The 15,099-nt window shown below is 69.0% G+C and carries 17 protein-coding genes; 12 read left to right on the top strand and 5 right to left on the bottom strand.

The window, feature by feature from the left end; translation table 11 throughout:
* The first annotated feature begins 24 nt into the window (after positions 1-24).
* From pcaH to C560_RS0109065, 9 genes are read left to right on the top strand one after another with little or no spacing between them, the layout of a single operon-like run.
* The gene (gene pcaH / locus C560_RS0109105) at positions 25-879 is read left to right on the top strand and encodes a protocatechuate 3,4-dioxygenase subunit beta (protein ID WP_051533082.1); all 855 of its coding nucleotides are present in this window, start codon (positions 25-27) and stop codon (positions 877-879) included.
* 7 nt (positions 880-886) lie between these two features.
* Complete coding sequence (pcaG, locus tag C560_RS0109100) at positions 887-1,462, top strand: protocatechuate 3,4-dioxygenase subunit alpha (RefSeq protein WP_026537975.1); 576 nt, start codon at positions 887-889, stop codon at positions 1,460-1,462.
* Between the two features lie 47 nt (positions 1,463-1,509).
* A complete protein-coding gene (locus tag C560_RS0109095; RefSeq protein WP_442853150.1) occupies positions 1,510-3,090 on the top strand; it encodes a lyase family protein in 1,581 nt (526 codons plus the stop codon).
* The gene (locus tag C560_RS0109090) at positions 3,083-3,901 is read left to right on the top strand and encodes an alpha/beta fold hydrolase (protein ID WP_026537973.1); all 819 of its coding nucleotides are present in this window, start codon (positions 3,083-3,085) and stop codon (positions 3,899-3,901) included. Before C560_RS0109095 ends, C560_RS0109090 begins: the two co-directional genes overlap by 8 nt.
* A complete protein-coding gene (gene pcaC, locus C560_RS0109085; protein WP_026537972.1) occupies positions 3,898-4,383 on the top strand; it encodes a 4-carboxymuconolactone decarboxylase in 486 nt (161 codons plus the stop codon). Before C560_RS0109090 ends, pcaC begins: the two co-directional genes overlap by 4 nt.
* On the top strand, positions 4,380-5,579 hold the full coding sequence (locus tag C560_RS0109080) for a thiolase family protein (protein ID WP_026537971.1): 1,200 nt from the start codon (positions 4,380-4,382) through the stop codon (positions 5,577-5,579). Before pcaC ends, C560_RS0109080 begins: the two co-directional genes overlap by 4 nt.
* An 18-nt stretch (positions 5,580-5,597) precedes the next feature.
* Complete coding sequence (locus C560_RS0109075) at positions 5,598-6,257, top strand: 3-oxoacid CoA-transferase subunit A (protein ID WP_026537970.1); 660 nt, start codon at positions 5,598-5,600, stop codon at positions 6,255-6,257.
* Position 6,258: 1 nt separating this feature from the next.
* Entirely contained in the window at positions 6,259-6,966 is a 708-nt protein-coding gene (locus C560_RS0109070) for a 3-oxoacid CoA-transferase subunit B (RefSeq protein ID WP_051533066.1), read from the top strand.
* 60 nt (positions 6,967-7,026) lie between these two features.
* A complete protein-coding gene (locus tag C560_RS0109065) occupies positions 7,027-7,833 on the top strand; it encodes an IclR family transcriptional regulator domain-containing protein (protein WP_018775369.1) in 807 nt (268 codons plus the stop codon).
* Between the two features lie 67 nt (positions 7,834-7,900).
* Here the strand turns inward: C560_RS0109065 and C560_RS0109060 are convergent, their stop codons facing one another.
* A complete protein-coding gene (locus C560_RS0109060; RefSeq protein ID WP_018775370.1) occupies positions 7,901-8,140 on the bottom strand; it encodes a hypothetical protein in 240 nt (79 codons plus the stop codon).
* Between the two features lie 172 nt (positions 8,141-8,312).
* Between C560_RS0109060 and C560_RS0109055 the strand changes: the two genes are divergently transcribed.
* A complete protein-coding gene (locus tag C560_RS0109055; protein ID WP_026537968.1) occupies positions 8,313-9,263 on the top strand; it encodes a diacylglycerol/lipid kinase family protein in 951 nt (316 codons plus the stop codon).
* A 35-nt stretch (positions 9,264-9,298) separates the two neighbouring features.
* Here C560_RS0109055 and C560_RS0109050 read toward each other — a convergent pair whose 3' ends face one another.
* The 3 genes from C560_RS0109050 to mscL form a co-directional block, all read right to left on the bottom strand.
* Positions 9,299-10,180, bottom strand: coding sequence for an ACT domain-containing protein (locus C560_RS0109050; RefSeq protein ID WP_026537967.1), 882 nt, complete (start codon positions 10,178-10,180; stop codon positions 9,299-9,301).
* A gap of 96 nt (positions 10,181-10,276) precedes the next feature.
* Entirely contained in the window at positions 10,277-10,870 is a 594-nt protein-coding gene (locus C560_RS0109045) for a DinB family protein (protein ID WP_026537966.1), read from the bottom strand.
* A 97-nt stretch (positions 10,871-10,967) separates the two neighbouring features.
* Entirely contained in the window at positions 10,968-11,483 is a 516-nt protein-coding gene (mscL, locus tag C560_RS0109040; RefSeq protein WP_026537965.1) for a large conductance mechanosensitive channel protein MscL, read from the bottom strand.
* A 231-nt stretch (positions 11,484-11,714) separates the two neighbouring features.
* Between mscL and C560_RS0109035 the strand changes: the two genes are divergently transcribed.
* On the top strand, positions 11,715-12,797 hold the full coding sequence (locus C560_RS0109035) for an FUSC family protein (RefSeq protein WP_026537964.1): 1,083 nt from the start codon (positions 11,715-11,717) through the stop codon (positions 12,795-12,797).
* 13 nt (positions 12,798-12,810) lie between these two features.
* Here the strand turns inward: C560_RS0109035 and C560_RS21470 are convergent, their stop codons facing one another.
* Positions 12,811-14,148, bottom strand: coding sequence for an MFS transporter (locus C560_RS21470; protein WP_043422847.1), 1,338 nt, complete (start codon positions 14,146-14,148; stop codon positions 12,811-12,813).
* Between the two features lie 134 nt (positions 14,149-14,282).
* Here C560_RS21470 and C560_RS0109025 point away from each other — a divergent pair, with 134 nt between their 5' ends.
* Complete coding sequence (locus C560_RS0109025) at positions 14,283-15,062, top strand: IclR family transcriptional regulator (RefSeq protein ID WP_043422872.1); 780 nt, start codon at positions 14,283-14,285, stop codon at positions 15,060-15,062.
* Positions 15,063-15,099 lie beyond the last annotated feature (37 nt).

Below are 15,099 nucleotides of genomic sequence, written 5' to 3'. Positions count from 1 at the left end.
AACGCCGACCCGATCACCGAGGACGTGTCCGACGAAGCCACGGAGGCAGGACCGAAGACGTATGCGCCCGTTGGCGCTGCCTTGGATACTGCCGCGGAGTCGCAGGCGGACCTCAGCGCCGAGATGAAGGCGATCGGCGACGCCTACGCGCAGGCCCTCAAGAACGGAGCCCCCGCCGAAACCCAGCCGCGGCTCGACTACGCGCCGTACCGCAGCAGCGTCCTGCGCCGTCCCACCAAGGACCTGCACCACGCGGACCCGGAAACCATCGAGCTCTACTCGCCGGCGTTCGGGCACATGGACGTGCACGCGCTGGAAGCGGACCTGACCATCGCGCACAACGGCGAACCGCTGGGCGAACGCATCGTGGTCTCCGGCCGCGTGCTCGACGGCGACGGCCGCCCCGTCGCGGGCCAGCTGGTGGAAATTTGGCAGGCGAACTCCGCCGGCCGCTACATCCACAAGCGGGACCAGCACCCGGCACCGCTGGACCCCAACTTCACCGGCGTCGGCCGCTGCATCACGGGCGCGGACGGCTCCTACAGCTTCACCACCATCAAGCCCGGCGCCTACCCGTGGAAGAACCACCTCAATGCCTGGCGCCCGGCGCACATCCACTTCTCCCTGTTCGGGCAGGAGTTCACCCAGCGGATCGTCACCCAGATGTACTTCCCCGGTGACCAGCTGTTCCCGCTGGACCCGATCTACCAGTCGATCGTGGACCAGGATGCCCGCGACCGGCTCGTGGCCACCTACAACCACGAGCAGACCAAGCCGGAATGGGCTCTGGCGTACAACTGGGACATTGTGCTGACCGGGTCCAAGCGGACCTGGACCGAAAACGAGGCATTGGGCGCAGGAGGCGACGAGAATGAATAGGAGCGCCATGAGTAAACTCACCCCGACACCGGGCCAGACCGTGGGGCCGTTCTACGGCTACGCCCTGCCCTACACCAAGGACCGCGAGCTCCTGGCTCCCGGCTCCCCGGGCTCCATCCGGCTCCAGGGCACCGTCTATGACGGCGCCGGGCACCCCATCCCGGACGCGATCCTGGAGATCTGGCAGGCCGACGCGGACGGCAACGTTCCGCACCGTAGAGGCTCCCTCGTCCGGGACGGCTACACCTTCACCGGCTTTGGCCGCAGCGCGGTCGGCAACACCGGCGTCTTTACCTTCACCACGGTGAACCCCGGCCCCACCGAGGAGGGCGCGGCGCCGTTCATCGCCGTCGCCGTCTTTGCCCGGGGCCTGATGAACCGCCTGTTTACCCGCGTCTACCTGCCGGAGGACGAGGAAGCACTGGCCAAGGATCCGCTGCTCAGCTCGCTCGAACCGGACCGCCGCCGGTCCCTCATCGCGCGTCGGGATTCCGACGGCGGCCTGACCTGGGACATCCGCCTCCAGGGCGAGGGCGAGACGGTGTTCCTGGATTTCAGCGGCGCCGAGGGTGCCTCGAAGTGACCTTCCTCGAAACCGACGGCGACGCCGGCCTGCAGGGCGAGCTGGGACTGCACGGTGACTTGGGCCTGCACGGTGACTTTGGCCTGCTCAGTCCCGTGTCGGCATCGCCGCATGTGGCGGCGCTGACCGGGGACCGTGCAGTGCTCGGCGCCATCCTCAAGGTCGAGGCCGCCTGGGCGGCGGTCCTGGACGAGGCTGGCCTGGCCCCGGCGGGGTCCGCCGCAGTGGTGGCCGCCGCAGCGGACGTGCAGCGGTACGACGTTGCAGGCATCGCCGTGCGGGCCCAAGGCGGCGGCAACCCCGTCATCCCGCTGCTCGCCGACCTCCGTGAACAGGTCAGGAACCTGGACACCGCCGGACTCGGCGCCGTCCAGGCCATTCACACGTCGCTGACCAGCCAGGACGTGCTCGACTCGGCCCTGATGGTGCTGGCCGCCGGGGCCATCCGCGAACTCCTCGCGGAGCTCCGGACGGCGACGGCCGCCCTCGCGGGCCTCGCCGAAGCGCATGCGCACACGCTTTGTGTCGCCAGGAGCCTGACCCAGCACTCGCTGCCCTACACCTTCGGGCTGCGGGCCGCGCAGTGGTTCAGCGGGCTGGCCGCCGCGGCCAGCCGGCTCGAGGCCCTCGAACTGCCGGTACAGACCGGCGGCGCCGCCGGGACCCTCGCCTCCGGCACAGTACTCACTGACGGCGCAGTGCTCACTGACGGCGCTGGACTTACCGACGGCACTGGGTTGACCCCAGGGGCGTTGACCCCGGAGCCGCTGTCCCCGTTTGATCTCGCCGACCGGCTGGCCGCCCGCCTGGGTCTCGCGCCCGTTCCTGCCCCCTGGCACACCAACCGGCTGGCAGTGACCGCGCTCGGCGACGCGCTGGCGGCGGTGACCGACGCGGCCGGAAAGATGGCCGCCGACGTCCTGTTCCTGAGCCGGCCGGAAGTTGCCGAGATTGCGGAACCGCGCGCCGCGGGGCGCGGCGTGTCCTCGGCCATGCCGCAGAAGCAGAACCCCGTGCTCTCCGTGCTGATCCGCAGCGCCGCCCTGCAGGCACCGGCACTGGCCGCCCAGCTGCATCTCGCGGCCGCCAATTTCAACGACGAACGCCCCGACGGCGCCTGGCACAGCGAATGGGCCGCCCTGCGCCAGCTGCTCCGCCTGGCCCTCGGCGCCGCGGGACAACTGCGGGAACTGGCCGAAGGGATGGCGGTCTTCCCCGGAACGATGCGCCGCAACCTCGGGCTCGGCGGCCCGCTGCTGCTCTCCGAAGCCGTCAACGCCGCCGTCGCACCACTTTTGGACGGGGCCGTTTTGAACGGGCGCGCCTTGGACGGGCGCGGCGCCGGGACGGGGGCGGGCCGGACCGGGAAACAGCGGCTGCAGGCCGTCGTCGACGAAACGCTCCGGGCCCCGGCTGCGGACCAGGCGGATACCTACCGGGCACTGCTCCGCGCGGCTGTCCCTGAAGAGCTGCTCACGGACGCCCGCCTCGAGGAGCTGTTGAACCCGGCCAACTACCTCGGCCAGTCCGTCGAGATCTCCCGCCGCATCCTCGCGGCGTATCCGGAATACACCGGCCAGGCCGGCGCCATTGCCCACCAACTCCAGAACGGAGCCTCCCGTGGCTAGACCCACCGTCAAAGCAGTCCTGCTTTCGCCCCAGCGCGAGCTGGGCGACAAACCCCTCCTCATCGTCGGGCCCTCGCTCGGAACATCCTCCCTGCTGTGGAGCCAGGCCGGCACATTGCTGGGCCCCGACGTCGACGTCATCGCCTGGGACCTGCCCGGGCACGGCGTCTCGCCCGCGGCGGAGGAGGCCTTCACGGTAGCCGACCTCGCGGATGCCGTGATCGGCCTGGTCGATTCGATCGCCCCGGGCGCGCGCTTCCACTACGCCGGGGTGTCCCTGGGCGGCGCCACCGGACTGCAGCTTGGCATCAAGCACGGTGACCGGCTCAAGAGCCTCTCCGTGCAGTGCTCCGGCGCGAAGCTCGGCACTGCCGAGGGCTGGCTGGAACGTGCCGAAACCGTGCGCACGCAGGGCACCCCGGTGATGATCCAGGGTTCCGCGCAGCGCTGGTTCGCCCCGGGATTCATGGAGAGCCAGCCGGAACTCAGCAGCCGGCTCCTGCACAGCCTCCGGGACGCAGACCGTTTCAGCTACGCCTTCTGCTGCGAGGCGCTGGCCGCCTTCGACGTGCGGGACCAGCTCGGCACCATCCGCGTGCCCACCCAGGTAGTGGCCGGCGCTCTGGACGCCGTCGCCCCGCCGTCGATGGCCGGGGAAGTCGCCGCGGGCATCACCTCCGGCGGCGGAACAGCTACGGCCGTCAGCCTGGAGGGCGTGGCACACCTGGCGCCGTTCGAGGCGCCGGGCCACGTCGCCGAGCTGCTCAAGGGCCTCATCACCTGGACCGAAACCCAGGGAGCGGGAGCATGACTCGCTCCGAAACCAGCAGTGCCGAATTCCACGGGCCCGAACGCAACGGTGTGGTCCAGCCCGGCGCGACCAGCCAGGAAATCTACGACGGCGGTATGAAAGTCCGCCGCGAGGTCCTCGGCGCCGCGCACGTGGACCGCGCCAACGCCAACAAGGATTCCTTCACCGAGGACTTCCAGGAGATGATCACCAGGATCGCCTGGGGCGGCATCTGGACCCGGCCCGGGATCAGCCGCCAGATGCGCTCAGCCGTCACCCTGACCGCCATGGTGGCCCACGGGCACTGGGAAGAACTGGCCATGCACATCCGCGCCGCCATCACCAACGGCCTGAGCCGGGACGAGATCAAGGAAATCCTGCTCCAGACCGCCATCTACTGCGGGGTCCCCTCCGCCAACACCGCCTTCAAGACCGCCCAGCACGTCTTTCATTCCATGGACGAGGCGGCCAGGGACGAGGCAGAAACGGACAAGAACCCATGAATCAGGCATTTATCTATGACGCCGTGAGGACCCCGTTCGGGAAGTTCGGTGCCGGCCTTGCCGGGGTCCGCCCGGATGACCTTGCCGCGCATGTGATCCGCGAATCCGTGAAACGCGCCCCGAAGCTCGATGTCGAGCGGATCGATGAGGTGGTGTTCGGCAACGCGAACGGCGCGGGGGAGGAAAACCGCAACATCGCCCGGATGGGCACCCTGCTGGCCGGGCTGCCGGTCTCGGTCCCGGGCACCACGGTCAACCGGCTCTGCGGCTCCTCCCTGGACGCGGCGATCATCGCCTCCCGCCAGATCAACACCGGCGACGCCGAGCTGATGCTGATCGGCGGCGCCGAATCGATGTCCCGCGCCCCCTGGGTGCTGCCCAAGACCGAGAAGCCCTACCCGGCCGGGGACCTGACCCTGGCCTCCACCACGCTGGGCTGGCGCCTGGTGAACCAGGCCATGCCCGCCGAGTGGACCATCTCGCTGGGCGAGGCCACCGAACGGCTCGCCGAAAAATACGGGGTCAGCCGTGAGGCGCAGGACGAATTCGCCGCCGCCTCGCACAACCTCTCCGCCGCCGCGTGGGACGAGGGCTTCTACGACGCCCTGGTCGCCCCGGTCCCGGGCACGGACCTGGTCCGCGACGAGGGCATCCGGCCCGGGTCCTCGGCACAGAAGCTCGCCGGGCTCAAGACCGTGTTCCGCACCGAGAACGGGACCGTCACCGCCGGGAATGCCTCCCCGCTCTCCGACGGCGCCTCCGCGGCGTGGCTGGGCAGTGAAAGGGCCGCCGGGCTGCTGGGGATGGAACCGCTGGCCCGGATCGCCGGGCGCGGCGCGCACGCCAACGACCCCCAGTACTTCGGCTACGCCCCGGTCGAGGCCGCGAACAAGGCCCTCGCCAAGGCCGGGATCGGCTGGGACCAGGTCGGCGCCGTCGAACTGAACGAGGCGTTCGCCGCGCAGTCCCTGGCCTGCATCAACGCCTGGGGCATCGATGCGGGAATCGTGAACCGGCACGGCGGCGCGATCGCCATGGGCCACCCGCTCGGCGCCTCCGGCGGACGGATCCTGGGCACCCTGGCCCGGTCCCTGCAGGCCTCCAGGCAGCGCTGGGGCGTCGCCGCGATCTGCATCGGCGTCGGCCAGGGCCTCGCCGTCGTGCTCGAAAACGTAACTTCCCGCGATGCGGCATAGAGGACAGGGCAAAGAGAGATGCTGAATTTCATTGACACCGTCGGCGAGGCCGTGGCCGGCATCAAGGACGGCTCCACCGTGATGATCGGCGGCTTCGGCAACGCCGGGCAGCCGTTCGAGCTGATCGACGCGCTGCTGGAGTGCGGCGCCACTGACCTGACCGTGGTGAACAACAACGCCGGCCAGGGCGACCAGGGACTGGCGCTGCTGATCAAGGAGGGCCGGGTGAAGAAGATGATCTGCTCCTTCCCGCGGCAGTCCGACTCCTGGCACTTCGACACCAAGTACCGCGCCGGCGAGATCGAGCTCGAACTCGTCCCGCAGGGAAACCTCGCCGAGCGGATCCGAGCCGCCGGCGCCGGGATCGGCGGCTTCTTCACGCCCACCGGCTACGGCACCATGCTCGCCGAGGGCAAGGAAACCCGCTTCCTGGACGGCAAGTGGCAGGTGTTCGAGACCCCCATCCACGCCGACGTCGCCCTGATCAAGGCCCTCACGGCGGACGGCAGGGGCAACCTCGTCTACCGCAAAACCGCGCGGAACTTCGGCCCCATCATGGCCGCCGCCGCGAAGCACACCATCGCCCAGGTGTCCGGGATTGTCCCCACCGGCGGCCTGGACCCGGAAAACATCGTGACCCCCGGCATCTACGTCAACAGCATTGTGAAGGTGGCCTGAGATGAGCATCCCAACCAATGACCAGGGTCTGCGGAACGGCAACCAGGCTGTTCTCCAGACGTCCGGCAAGCCGCTGGGCCGTGACGATCTCGCCCGCCTCGTGGCCCGTGACATCGCCCCCGGATCTTTCGTGAACCTCGGCATCGGCCAGCCCACCCTGGTCTCGAACTACCTGAAACCGGAGCAGAACATCACGCTCCACACCGAGAACGGGATGCTCGGCATGGGTCCGGAAGCTGCCGGGGACCAGATCGACGGCGACCTCATCAATGCCGGCAAGATCCCGGTGACCGAGCTGCCGGGGGCGTCCTACTTCCACCACGCTGACTCCTTCGCGATCATGCGCGGCGGCCACCTGGACATCTGCGTGCTCGGCGCCTTCCAGGTCTCCGCCACGGGGGATCTCGCCAACTGGCACACCGGGGCCCCGGACGCGATCCCCGCCGTCGGCGGCGCCATGGACCTCGCCACCGGCGCCAAGGACGTCTTCGTCATGATGACGCTCCTGACCCGCGACGGCGTGTCCAAACTGGTGGAGACCTGCACGTACCCGCTCACCGGGATCGGCTGCGTGACCCGCGTCTACACCGACAAGGCCGTCTTCCTGACCGGCCCCGACGGTGTCCAGGTGCGGGAGACCTTCGGCTGCACGCTCGAGGAACTCCAGGCCATGGTCCCGCTGCCGCTGCGGGCGGCGGAGCCAAGCTGACAGTCCTGCGGCCGGAGAACCTGTGCCCCGCTAAAGTGATGCGGGACCGAGAGGCGAAAAATGATTGAGCCAGCCAAGAGCGGCGGCGCGCCCGCGGCCAGCGACCAGTACGTGCAGTCGCTGGCGCGCGGCCTCGCCGTGATCCGTGCCTTCGACACGGAACACCCCAAGATGACGCTGACCGAGGTCGCGGCCCGGACCGAGCTGACCCGGGCCACGGCCCGGCGGTTCCTGCACACGCTCGCGGAGCTGGGGTATGTCCGCACGGACGGCAAGATCTTCGCCCTGACCGCCAAAGTGCTGCAGCTCGGCTACGCCTACTTGTCCGGGCTGTCCCTGCCGCAGCTCGCCCAACCGCACCTGGAAGAACTCTCGCTCGAACTGGGGGAGTCGACGTCGGCCGCGGTGCTCGAAGGCACCGACATCGCCTACATCGCCCGGGTGTCCACCCGGCGGATCATGACGGTCGGCATCACGGTGGGCACCCGCTTCCCCGCCTATGCCACCTCCATGGGCAGGGTGCTGCTCGCGGCCCTCCCGCCGGCGAAACTGGAAGAGTACCTCGCGGCTGCCGAGATCCGGCCCCTGACTCCCGGAGCCATCGGAACCCGGGCCGCCCTCCTGGCGGAGCTTGATACTGTTCGCGCCCAAGGCTGGTGCCTGCTGGACCAGGAGCTGGAGCTGGGACTGATGTCCATTGCGGCGCCCGTCCATGACGGGCCCAAGGTGGTGGCGGCGATCAACGTCTCGCTGCAGGCCCAGACTGTGTCTGCGCAGCCCGATCCCGATGCCTACCTCAAGGCCGTTCGTGAGGCGGCGTTGGCCACGGCGGAAATCATCTCCGAGGACCTGACCTCGGGACGGTGAGCCGCGCCCCAGACGGCACGTCTGGAATGGATACGTCTGAGAAGAGATACGTCTCGGCAGAGAACCGTCAGGAGGAAGCGGGGCCCGGGATGGGCTTTGTTGAAACCGTGATCGTGACGCCCCCCGGTTCGTCACCGATTTTCAGGTGCAAGTCCCTGCCCACCAGCAGGGCATGGATGTCTTCGCTGTCTCCGGGCGCGATCTGCTCGGCCAGCCGTGTGAGCGCCAGTGCCATCGCCCGGCCCCAGTCATGGGGGTCAATGCTGGATGATTCTGCCGTCGCTGAGTAATTTTCCGATTCAGTCATCTGCCCCCGCTTTCGGCGTCCGGAGCGCAGCGTCCGGCACATCACGAAGCCCAGTCTAGTGAGCCTGCGGAGCGCACGTCCACGATTCGCGCTGGCCCTGCGCAGGTTACGCGGGCACTGCGGCTAGGATTTTAGTTCGGGTACTCTTCGCCCAATTGCCCCTAAGGACGCCATGACAGAGAACAGCACCGCGACGCCGGAGACCCCGGGCAACGCCGCGTCCCGGCGCGCCGCCGTGGTTATCAACCCCATGAAGTCTCCCGGCGAGAGCTTCCGCGCCTCCTTCTTCCGCCTCTGCGAGACCCAGGGCTGGGCCGAGCCGCTGTGGCTGGAAACCACAAAGGAGGACACCGGGCTGGGCCAGGCACGCGAGGCGCTGGAGGCCGGAGTCGACGTCGTGATCGCCGCAGGCGGCGACGGAACGGTCCGCTGCGTGGCGGAAGTCCTCGCAGGCACCGGAACGCCGATGGGCCTGGTGCCCCTGGGGACCGGCAACCTGCTGGCCCGCAATCTCGGCATCGACATCACCGACCCCGTGGCTGCCAGCTACGACGTCCTGAGCGGCACGGACACCAAGGTGGATGTGGTGAAGGCGTCGCTGGACCACGCCGAGGCGGAGTCCACCTTCCTGGTGATGGCCGGTCTGGGCTACGACGCCGCCATCATGGCCAACACCGTGGACGAACTCAAGGACCGCGTGGGCTGGCTCGCCTATGTCGAGGCGGGCATCCGGCACCTGCCGGGCAAGCCCATCAGGGCGAAAATCAGCATTGACGGCCAGCACCCGGTACGGCGCCGGATCCGCAGCGTGATGGTGGGTAACTGCGGCAAGATCATGGGGGGCGTGGAGATCTTCCCCGACGCCAAGATCGACGACGGCATCCTGGACGTCGTGATTTTGGCGCCCATCGGCCGGTTCGGCTGGCTGGATGTGCTGGCCGGCGTCTTCGGCCGGAGGAACGCCAAGAACGCGTCGGTGGAATATTTCGCCGGAAAGTCAGCCGAGATCGAACTCGCCCACGAGCAGGAATTCCAGCTCGACGGCGACCCGCTCGGCAAGGCCAAGCACCTCAAGGTCACGGTCGAGCAGGATGCCCTCACCATCCGGATGACAGGCATCTGACCCCGGGCCAACCATTGCCGGGCCGGGCGGGCCGGCTAACGTGCCGCCGGCCGGTGCGCCAGGATCTCCGCGAGTTCGGCCAAACGGTGCGCGCGGGCGGATTCGGCTGGCGTGAACGGCTCGCCGGGCCGGGAAAACGTAATGGGGCCGTGCCACGCGGTAGGGATTTTCAGGACCGTCCCGTCACCGCCCGGCCGGGGCGAAGCCTCGGCGTTGCCGGCAGCCGGTCCGGGGATGATCCGTGCCCGCAGCAGTTCCGCGACCGCCAGCGGCAGCTCCTCCGGGCTGGCGGCGATCCGGGCGGCCAGGCTCAGCGCGCCGGTTTGCCCGTCGGCCATGGCCAGGGCGGTGGTCGGCCAGACGTGCGGATCCGCCCCGCCGCCGGCCCGCAGCGCCCGGAGCAGCTCGGCTTCGCGGACTTCACCGGGTGCCGAGAGCACAAACTCGTCCAGCACACCGCCGGCCACGGGGTGAACATGAATGCTGAGGATGTTCGTGTTCAGCCCGGCCAGGGCCTGCGTCAGTTTCTGCAGCGACCCGGGCTTGTCTTTCAGGACGGTCCGCGCCCGCCACAGGGCGGGTGCGGCGCCGAGCCGTTTGCGGTGGCGCAGGGCCGGGGCATGCAGCCAGCCCCTGAGCATCCGGGCCGCCGACGGTTCGGCCACCCAAATCACCAGGATGGTCGCGGTCAGGGTCAGAACCAGGACCTTGGCAACGTACGGCAGATGGGTTCCCACCACCGCCGCGTGCACCAGCAGCTCAATCGGAAGCATCACGGCGACATTGGCCAGGGTCAGCCGCGCCTTGGTCGGTTCGGGCATCTGGCCGCACACTTCGCAGCTCAACTCGGAGGTGGCCGGGGACTGGGATTTGCCTGGGGTTTTGCCTGTGTTTTTGCCTGTGGCGGTGCGCGTCATGCTCCCATGATTCCGGCCGGCTGTTTCGGCCGGATTGCCGCCGGGTGACGGTTTCGCGCCGGAACCGGGACCGGCACAGGTCAGGAGGGCGGGCTGTTACAAGCCCGGCCCAGCCTCCACGCCGTGCCGGAGCAAGCCACGGTGGGCGTAGAGGTCGCGGAGCAGGGCGACCTCGGCCAAGTGGTGGATCATCTCGCGGTTGATGTGCAGGACCAGTGCTGCCATCGGGGCATCGGCGAACGGATCCTCGGCCGGACCGCAGGGCGCCGCCAAACCCGCTTCATGGAGGCCCTTCACGCCCTGGATCCACCGGTCGTAGTACTCGTCCAGCTGGGCCAGTGCCCCGGCCGCGGTGCCGGGGTAGGCGAAGGACTGGTAGTCCACCGCAGGACCGCCAAAATGCGATGCCGTGCGTGCGCCGAGGACGCCGACCAGAATGTGGCACAGGCGCCACGCAATGGTTGTCACCGGAGCGGGAACGGGCTCCGGGTAGCTGAAATCAATGGTGAAATCGCCCGAACCCGGCGCGCCCGGGGGCGTTGAGGCATCCTTGCGGCGGACATTCCAGCCCGGCGCCGGCTCCCAAAAGTACTCGTGGTCAGTCAACCCGTCCAGACGGGGGCGGGCCTGGTTGGCAAAGTGCCAGTCCAATTGGTCCACCAGCTCGTGGTTCCAGTGAACATCCGGCATGGTGTTCCTCCTTGGCATCCGGGCTCGCGCGGCGGGGGCGTCTACATCAAAGCACTCCGGAACCCCCGCCCGCCAGAGGGCACACAGCAATGAGGGCTCAGGCGTGACTTCGGCTTGCGACTCCGGCCGGTTCGGACGACTGTGCCTTCCCGTCCGGGTGCTCCCCGTCCGGGTGCTCCCCGACCCGGGCGCGGGCTGCGCCGGCTTCCGGACCGGCCAGAGTGGCCAGCAGGTCGCGGATCTCGGCCAGCAGCGCGGTGTCGGCCGGGATCGGCTCTTCCTCGGGCTCGGCTGCGCTGAGCCGGCTCTTGACCATTCGGTTGATCCGGTTCATGGGGGCCACGAAGATGAAGTACACCACCGCGGCGGTGATGAGGAAGGTCAGGAAGGCCGTCACCACGGCACCGATGTTGACGAAGGTCTTGTCGTTGCCTGGCCAGATGTGAAAGCCCAGGCCCTGGGTCTGGACGCCGCCGGCGGCCGCGAGGATCGGGTTGACGATGTTCGAGGTGAACGCGCTGACCAGGGCGGTGAAAGCGGTGCCGACCACGACGGCGATGGACAGTTCGATCACGTTGCCGCGCAGGATGAAATCCTTGAATCCTTTGAGCATGGGGAACCTCCGGTATGCGTTGCGGGCTTGATTCAACCGATAGACGCTACCACTTCGCGGTGCAGCCGGCCGATCCCGATCAACGGATTCCGATGCCGCCGCCGCGCCCTTCCGGCGTAAGATCCGTCTTGGATGCCAGCGCCGCCGTCGTAACACCCCGGCTGCAAAGAAAGGCGTCCCGACCCGTGAGAACCCGCCCATGAAGGACTTTTTCGCTGTGAGGCCGGCGCCATGAAAGTGTTCGCCGAGATGTTCACCATCGCGCCGGGCAACAAGGACCACCAGGTTGCCTTCCGCTGCGCCGTGGGAGTCTTTGTTCCGCTGATCACGCTGGTGCTGCTGGACCGCCTGGATCTGGCAATCTTCGCTTCCTTCGGCGCCTTCACCGGCATCTACGGCCGCAACGAGCCGCACGCCAGGCGCCTGACCCTGCAGGTCCGCGGCGGCGGGCTGATGCTGCTGGTGATGTTCCTGGCCGCCCTCACCGCGCGGGTGGACGCCCTTGCCGGGTTGTCGGCGGCCGGCACCACGTGGGTCCTGGTCGTGGCCACCACCGTGATCGCGTGGGGATGCTCCCTGGTTGTCGCATGGTGGCGCCTGCGTCCCTCCGGTTCGCTGTTCCATATCTTCGCGTTCGCGGCCATCGCGTCGATCCCCAACCAGCCGCCGCTGTGGCAGGCCATGCTGGTGGCGGTCCTCACGGTGGCTTTCTCCCTGCTGCTCGGCCAGTCCTCGCGGGTGGCCCGGAGCCACCGGACGCCGTGGGTGAATCCGAGGCCGGCGCCCCTCACCCCGGAGGAGAAGCGCACCGCGTGGCACGAAAGCTGGGGCTACCTCGTGGCGGCAGGCCTGGCGGGAACACTGGGTACCTTGGCCGGGGCATGGCTGGGCATTGGCCACAATTACTGGGCGATGGTGGCCGCCGTCGTCCCGCTCGTGGGCCACACCACCCGGCACCGCGTCAGCCGCGGCCTGCAACGCGTCGCGGGCACCGCCCTGGGGCTGGTGCTGCTCGCCGGAATCCTGCTCCTGCAGCCGACGCCCTGGCAGACGGTGCTCGTGATTGCGGCGTGCCAGTTCGGCGCCGAGATGTTCATCGCCCGGCAGTACATGCTGGCGCAGGTATTCGTCACGCCTCTGGCCCTGACCTCCACGCTCCTCGTGGCGCCCGTGCCCCCCGGCCTCCTGCTCCGCGACAGAATCGTCGAGACCATCATCGGCGCCGCCGTCGGCATCGCCGTCGTGCTGGCGCCCGGCGCGTGGCGCAAACTCAGGGGCCGCCGCGAGGCGCAGGCCCCGGAGCGCTCCCCCTAGGAGTGGCGGACGGCTACGGGTGCCCGACGCTGGCGCCGGTGCGGGACACAGCCGGGACGGTCTGCGGGACGAAGGCGAGGGCGATGACCGCCAGGACCGCGGCGGCGGCGAAAACATAGAAGCCCCACGGGTAGGCGATGCCGGCGGCCACCAGCGCGCCGGTGACGGCCGGCCCCAAAATAGCTCCCAGCCGGCCCACGCCCGCGGCGAAGCCAAGGGCGGTGCCGCGCAGGCGGACCGGGAAGAGCTGGCTGACCCAGGCGTAGACCAGAACCTGGGAGCTGAAGACGAACACGCCGGTCACAAACACGGCGGCATAGAGCACCACTTCGTTCTGGATCTGGATGCTGAGCGCGGCCAGGAACACGGCGGAGAGGCCAAACCAGAGCAGGACGATCTTCTTGGTGCCGTGCCGGTCCGCCAGGACCCCGGCGATCAGCAGACCCACCACGGCGCCCACGTTCAGGACCAGGAGCAAGGCGAGGCCGGCGTTCAGGCTGTAGCCGGCGGAGGCCATGAGCTGCGGCAGCCAGGTGTTCAGGCCGTAGACCAGCAGCAGCCCCATGAAGGAAGCCACGGCCACGCCGGCCGCAATCAGCGGGTAGGGCTTGCGGCCCAGGTCGCGGAAGCTGGCGCGTTCCTCCGCGGGCGAGGGCGCGGCCACTGCCCTGTCCGGAGTGGCCGCCGGGGTGCCGGCAGGGGAGGCAGCTGCAGACCTGGCGGTTGCGGACTTCGCGGCGGCGGGGATGTGGTGGACCGGCGGGAGGGTCTCCGGAAGCTTGAACCACAGGAAGGGAACCAGGGCGAAACCGGCCAGGCCGCCGGCCACGAACATGGTCCGCCAGCTCGGAATGACCATGAGGGCCAGGAATGCGGTGGCCACGGCGCCGACGTGGTACCCGGTCATGGTCCGGGTGGTGGACTTTCCGGCCGTTCCGGCGGGTGCGTAGTCGTTCATGTACGCCAGGGCGGCGGGCAGGCAGGCGCCCAGGCCGAGGCCGGCCAGCAGCCGGAACGTGCTGAACCACGCCACGTTGGGTGCGAAGACGACGGCGATCGTAAAGAGGGAGAACCACGCCACGCAGGCCACCAGCAGGTTCCGCCGGCCGAGGCGGTCCGAGAGCGGGGCGATGAAGAGCGCGCCGAGCCCCACACCCACCAGGGAGACGGTTGCCGCGAACGTCGCCCCAACGGCATCGAAGCCAAGTTCCTGCGACTTGATGAGGGTCGGGATGACGGTGCCGAGCACCACCAGGTCAAAGCCGTCCAGCACCATGGCCAGCCAGCAGAGCCACACGGGCCACCGTGATTTCTGCCCCGATGACGACTTGTCCAATGACGACGTTGACATTGTTACCTCAGCATTAGTATTGATGTGATTCCGGGCGGCCGGCCGGTGCCGGCCGGCCCCTTTCCCATTGTGAGAGTTCTATCACTGCACCGTGTTGCATGGGACACTTAAAACCATTCAACGGAAGGGGCATGGTGGCCAATTCGAACTCCGGCGATTCGGTGGTGGACCGGGTCCTGCGGTTAATTGCCGCGTTCCCCGAAGGTGTCACGGCGCTGCAGCTCTCGGAGCTCGCCGCGAGGGCGGAGCTCCCCCTGACCACCGCGCACAGGCTCGTCCGGCAACTCGCCGGACATGGCCTGCTCGTCGTCGGCCCCGGCGGCTCCGTCAGCCTGGGCCTGCGGCTCTGGGAACTCGCCAACCGCAATTCGCCCACGCTCGAGCTCCGCCAGGCCGCCCTGCCGTTCATGGAGGACATCCAGCAGGTGCTGCATCAAAACGTGAACCTCGCGGTGCTGGACGGGCGGGAAGCGCTCTTTGTGGAGCGGCTGTCCCGCCGCGGCTCCGTCGCCAACCGGGCGCAGGTGGCCGGGCGGATGCCCGTGCACGTGTCTTCCGCCGGGCTGGTGCTCATGGCCAACCAGCCCCGCCCCGTCCAGGCCGAATACCTTGAGGGATTCAGTGATCCGACCGGCCGGCTGGCCCTGGCGGACCTCCGTGCCCTCCTGGGCGAAGCCGCCCATCAGGGTTATGCCCAGCTGGCCGGCGTCGTAGACCCGGACACGTGGGGGATCGCGGTTCCCGTGCTGGACCGCAGGAAGCACGCGGTGGCGGCCCTCGGCGTCGTCGTTCCCCTTCGAGAAGTGCGCCTGCAGGCGCTCGTTCCCGCCCTCCAGACCGCGGCGCGCGGAATCGGGCGGCGGCTTGGCGAGCCCCGCGAGAACCCGGCATTCCATTCAGCGGAATCTCTGTAACGCGCATCACGGCCGTGGGGGCACACTGTTAGCCAGA

Source organism: Arthrobacter sp. 9MFCol3.1 (assembly GCF_000620385.1).
Taxonomy (GTDB): domain Bacteria; phylum Actinomycetota; class Actinomycetes; order Actinomycetales; family Micrococcaceae; genus Arthrobacter.
The sequence above is the reverse complement of the archived record's forward strand: the minus strand, read 5'-3'. Positions and strand labels throughout refer to the sequence as shown.

What these genes read in the sequence shown, in the direction of transcription:
- pcaG (WP_026537975.1), top strand. Translation starts at nt 887, where the DNA reads ATGAGTAAACTCACCCCGACACCGGGCCAGACCGTGGGGCCGTTCTAC.
- pcaC (WP_026537972.1), top strand. Translation starts at nt 3,898, where the DNA reads ATGACTCGCTCCGAAACCAGCAGTGCCGAATTCCACGGGCCCGAACGC.
- C560_RS0109080 (WP_026537971.1), top strand. Translation starts at nt 4,380, where the DNA reads ATGAATCAGGCATTTATCTATGACGCCGTGAGGACCCCGTTCGGGAAG.
- C560_RS0109075 (WP_026537970.1), top strand. Translation starts at nt 5,598, where the DNA reads ATGCTGAATTTCATTGACACCGTCGGCGAGGCCGTGGCCGGCATCAAG.
- C560_RS0109070 (WP_051533066.1), top strand. Translation starts at nt 6,259, where the DNA reads ATGAGCATCCCAACCAATGACCAGGGTCTGCGGAACGGCAACCAGGCT.
- C560_RS0109065 (WP_018775369.1), top strand. Translation starts at nt 7,027, where the DNA reads ATGATTGAGCCAGCCAAGAGCGGCGGCGCGCCCGCGGCCAGCGACCAG.
- C560_RS0109060 (WP_018775370.1), bottom strand. Translation starts at nt 8,140, where the DNA reads ATGACTGAATCGGAAAATTACTCAGCGACGGCAGAATCATCCAGCATT.
- C560_RS0109055 (WP_026537968.1), top strand. Translation starts at nt 8,313, where the DNA reads ATGACAGAGAACAGCACCGCGACGCCGGAGACCCCGGGCAACGCCGCG.
- C560_RS0109050 (WP_026537967.1), bottom strand. Translation starts at nt 10,180, where the DNA reads ATGACGCGCACCGCCACAGGCAAAAACACAGGCAAAACCCCAGGCAAA.
- C560_RS0109045 (WP_026537966.1), bottom strand. Translation starts at nt 10,870, where the DNA reads ATGCCGGATGTTCACTGGAACCACGAGCTGGTGGACCAATTGGACTGG.
- mscL (WP_026537965.1), bottom strand. Translation starts at nt 11,483, where the DNA reads ATGCTCAAAGGATTCAAGGATTTCATCCTGCGCGGCAACGTGATCGAA.
- C560_RS0109035 (WP_026537964.1), top strand. Translation starts at nt 11,715, where the DNA reads ATGAAAGTGTTCGCCGAGATGTTCACCATCGCGCCGGGCAACAAGGAC.
- C560_RS21470 (WP_043422847.1), bottom strand. Translation starts at nt 14,148, where the DNA reads ATGTCAACGTCGTCATTGGACAAGTCGTCATCGGGGCAGAAATCACGG.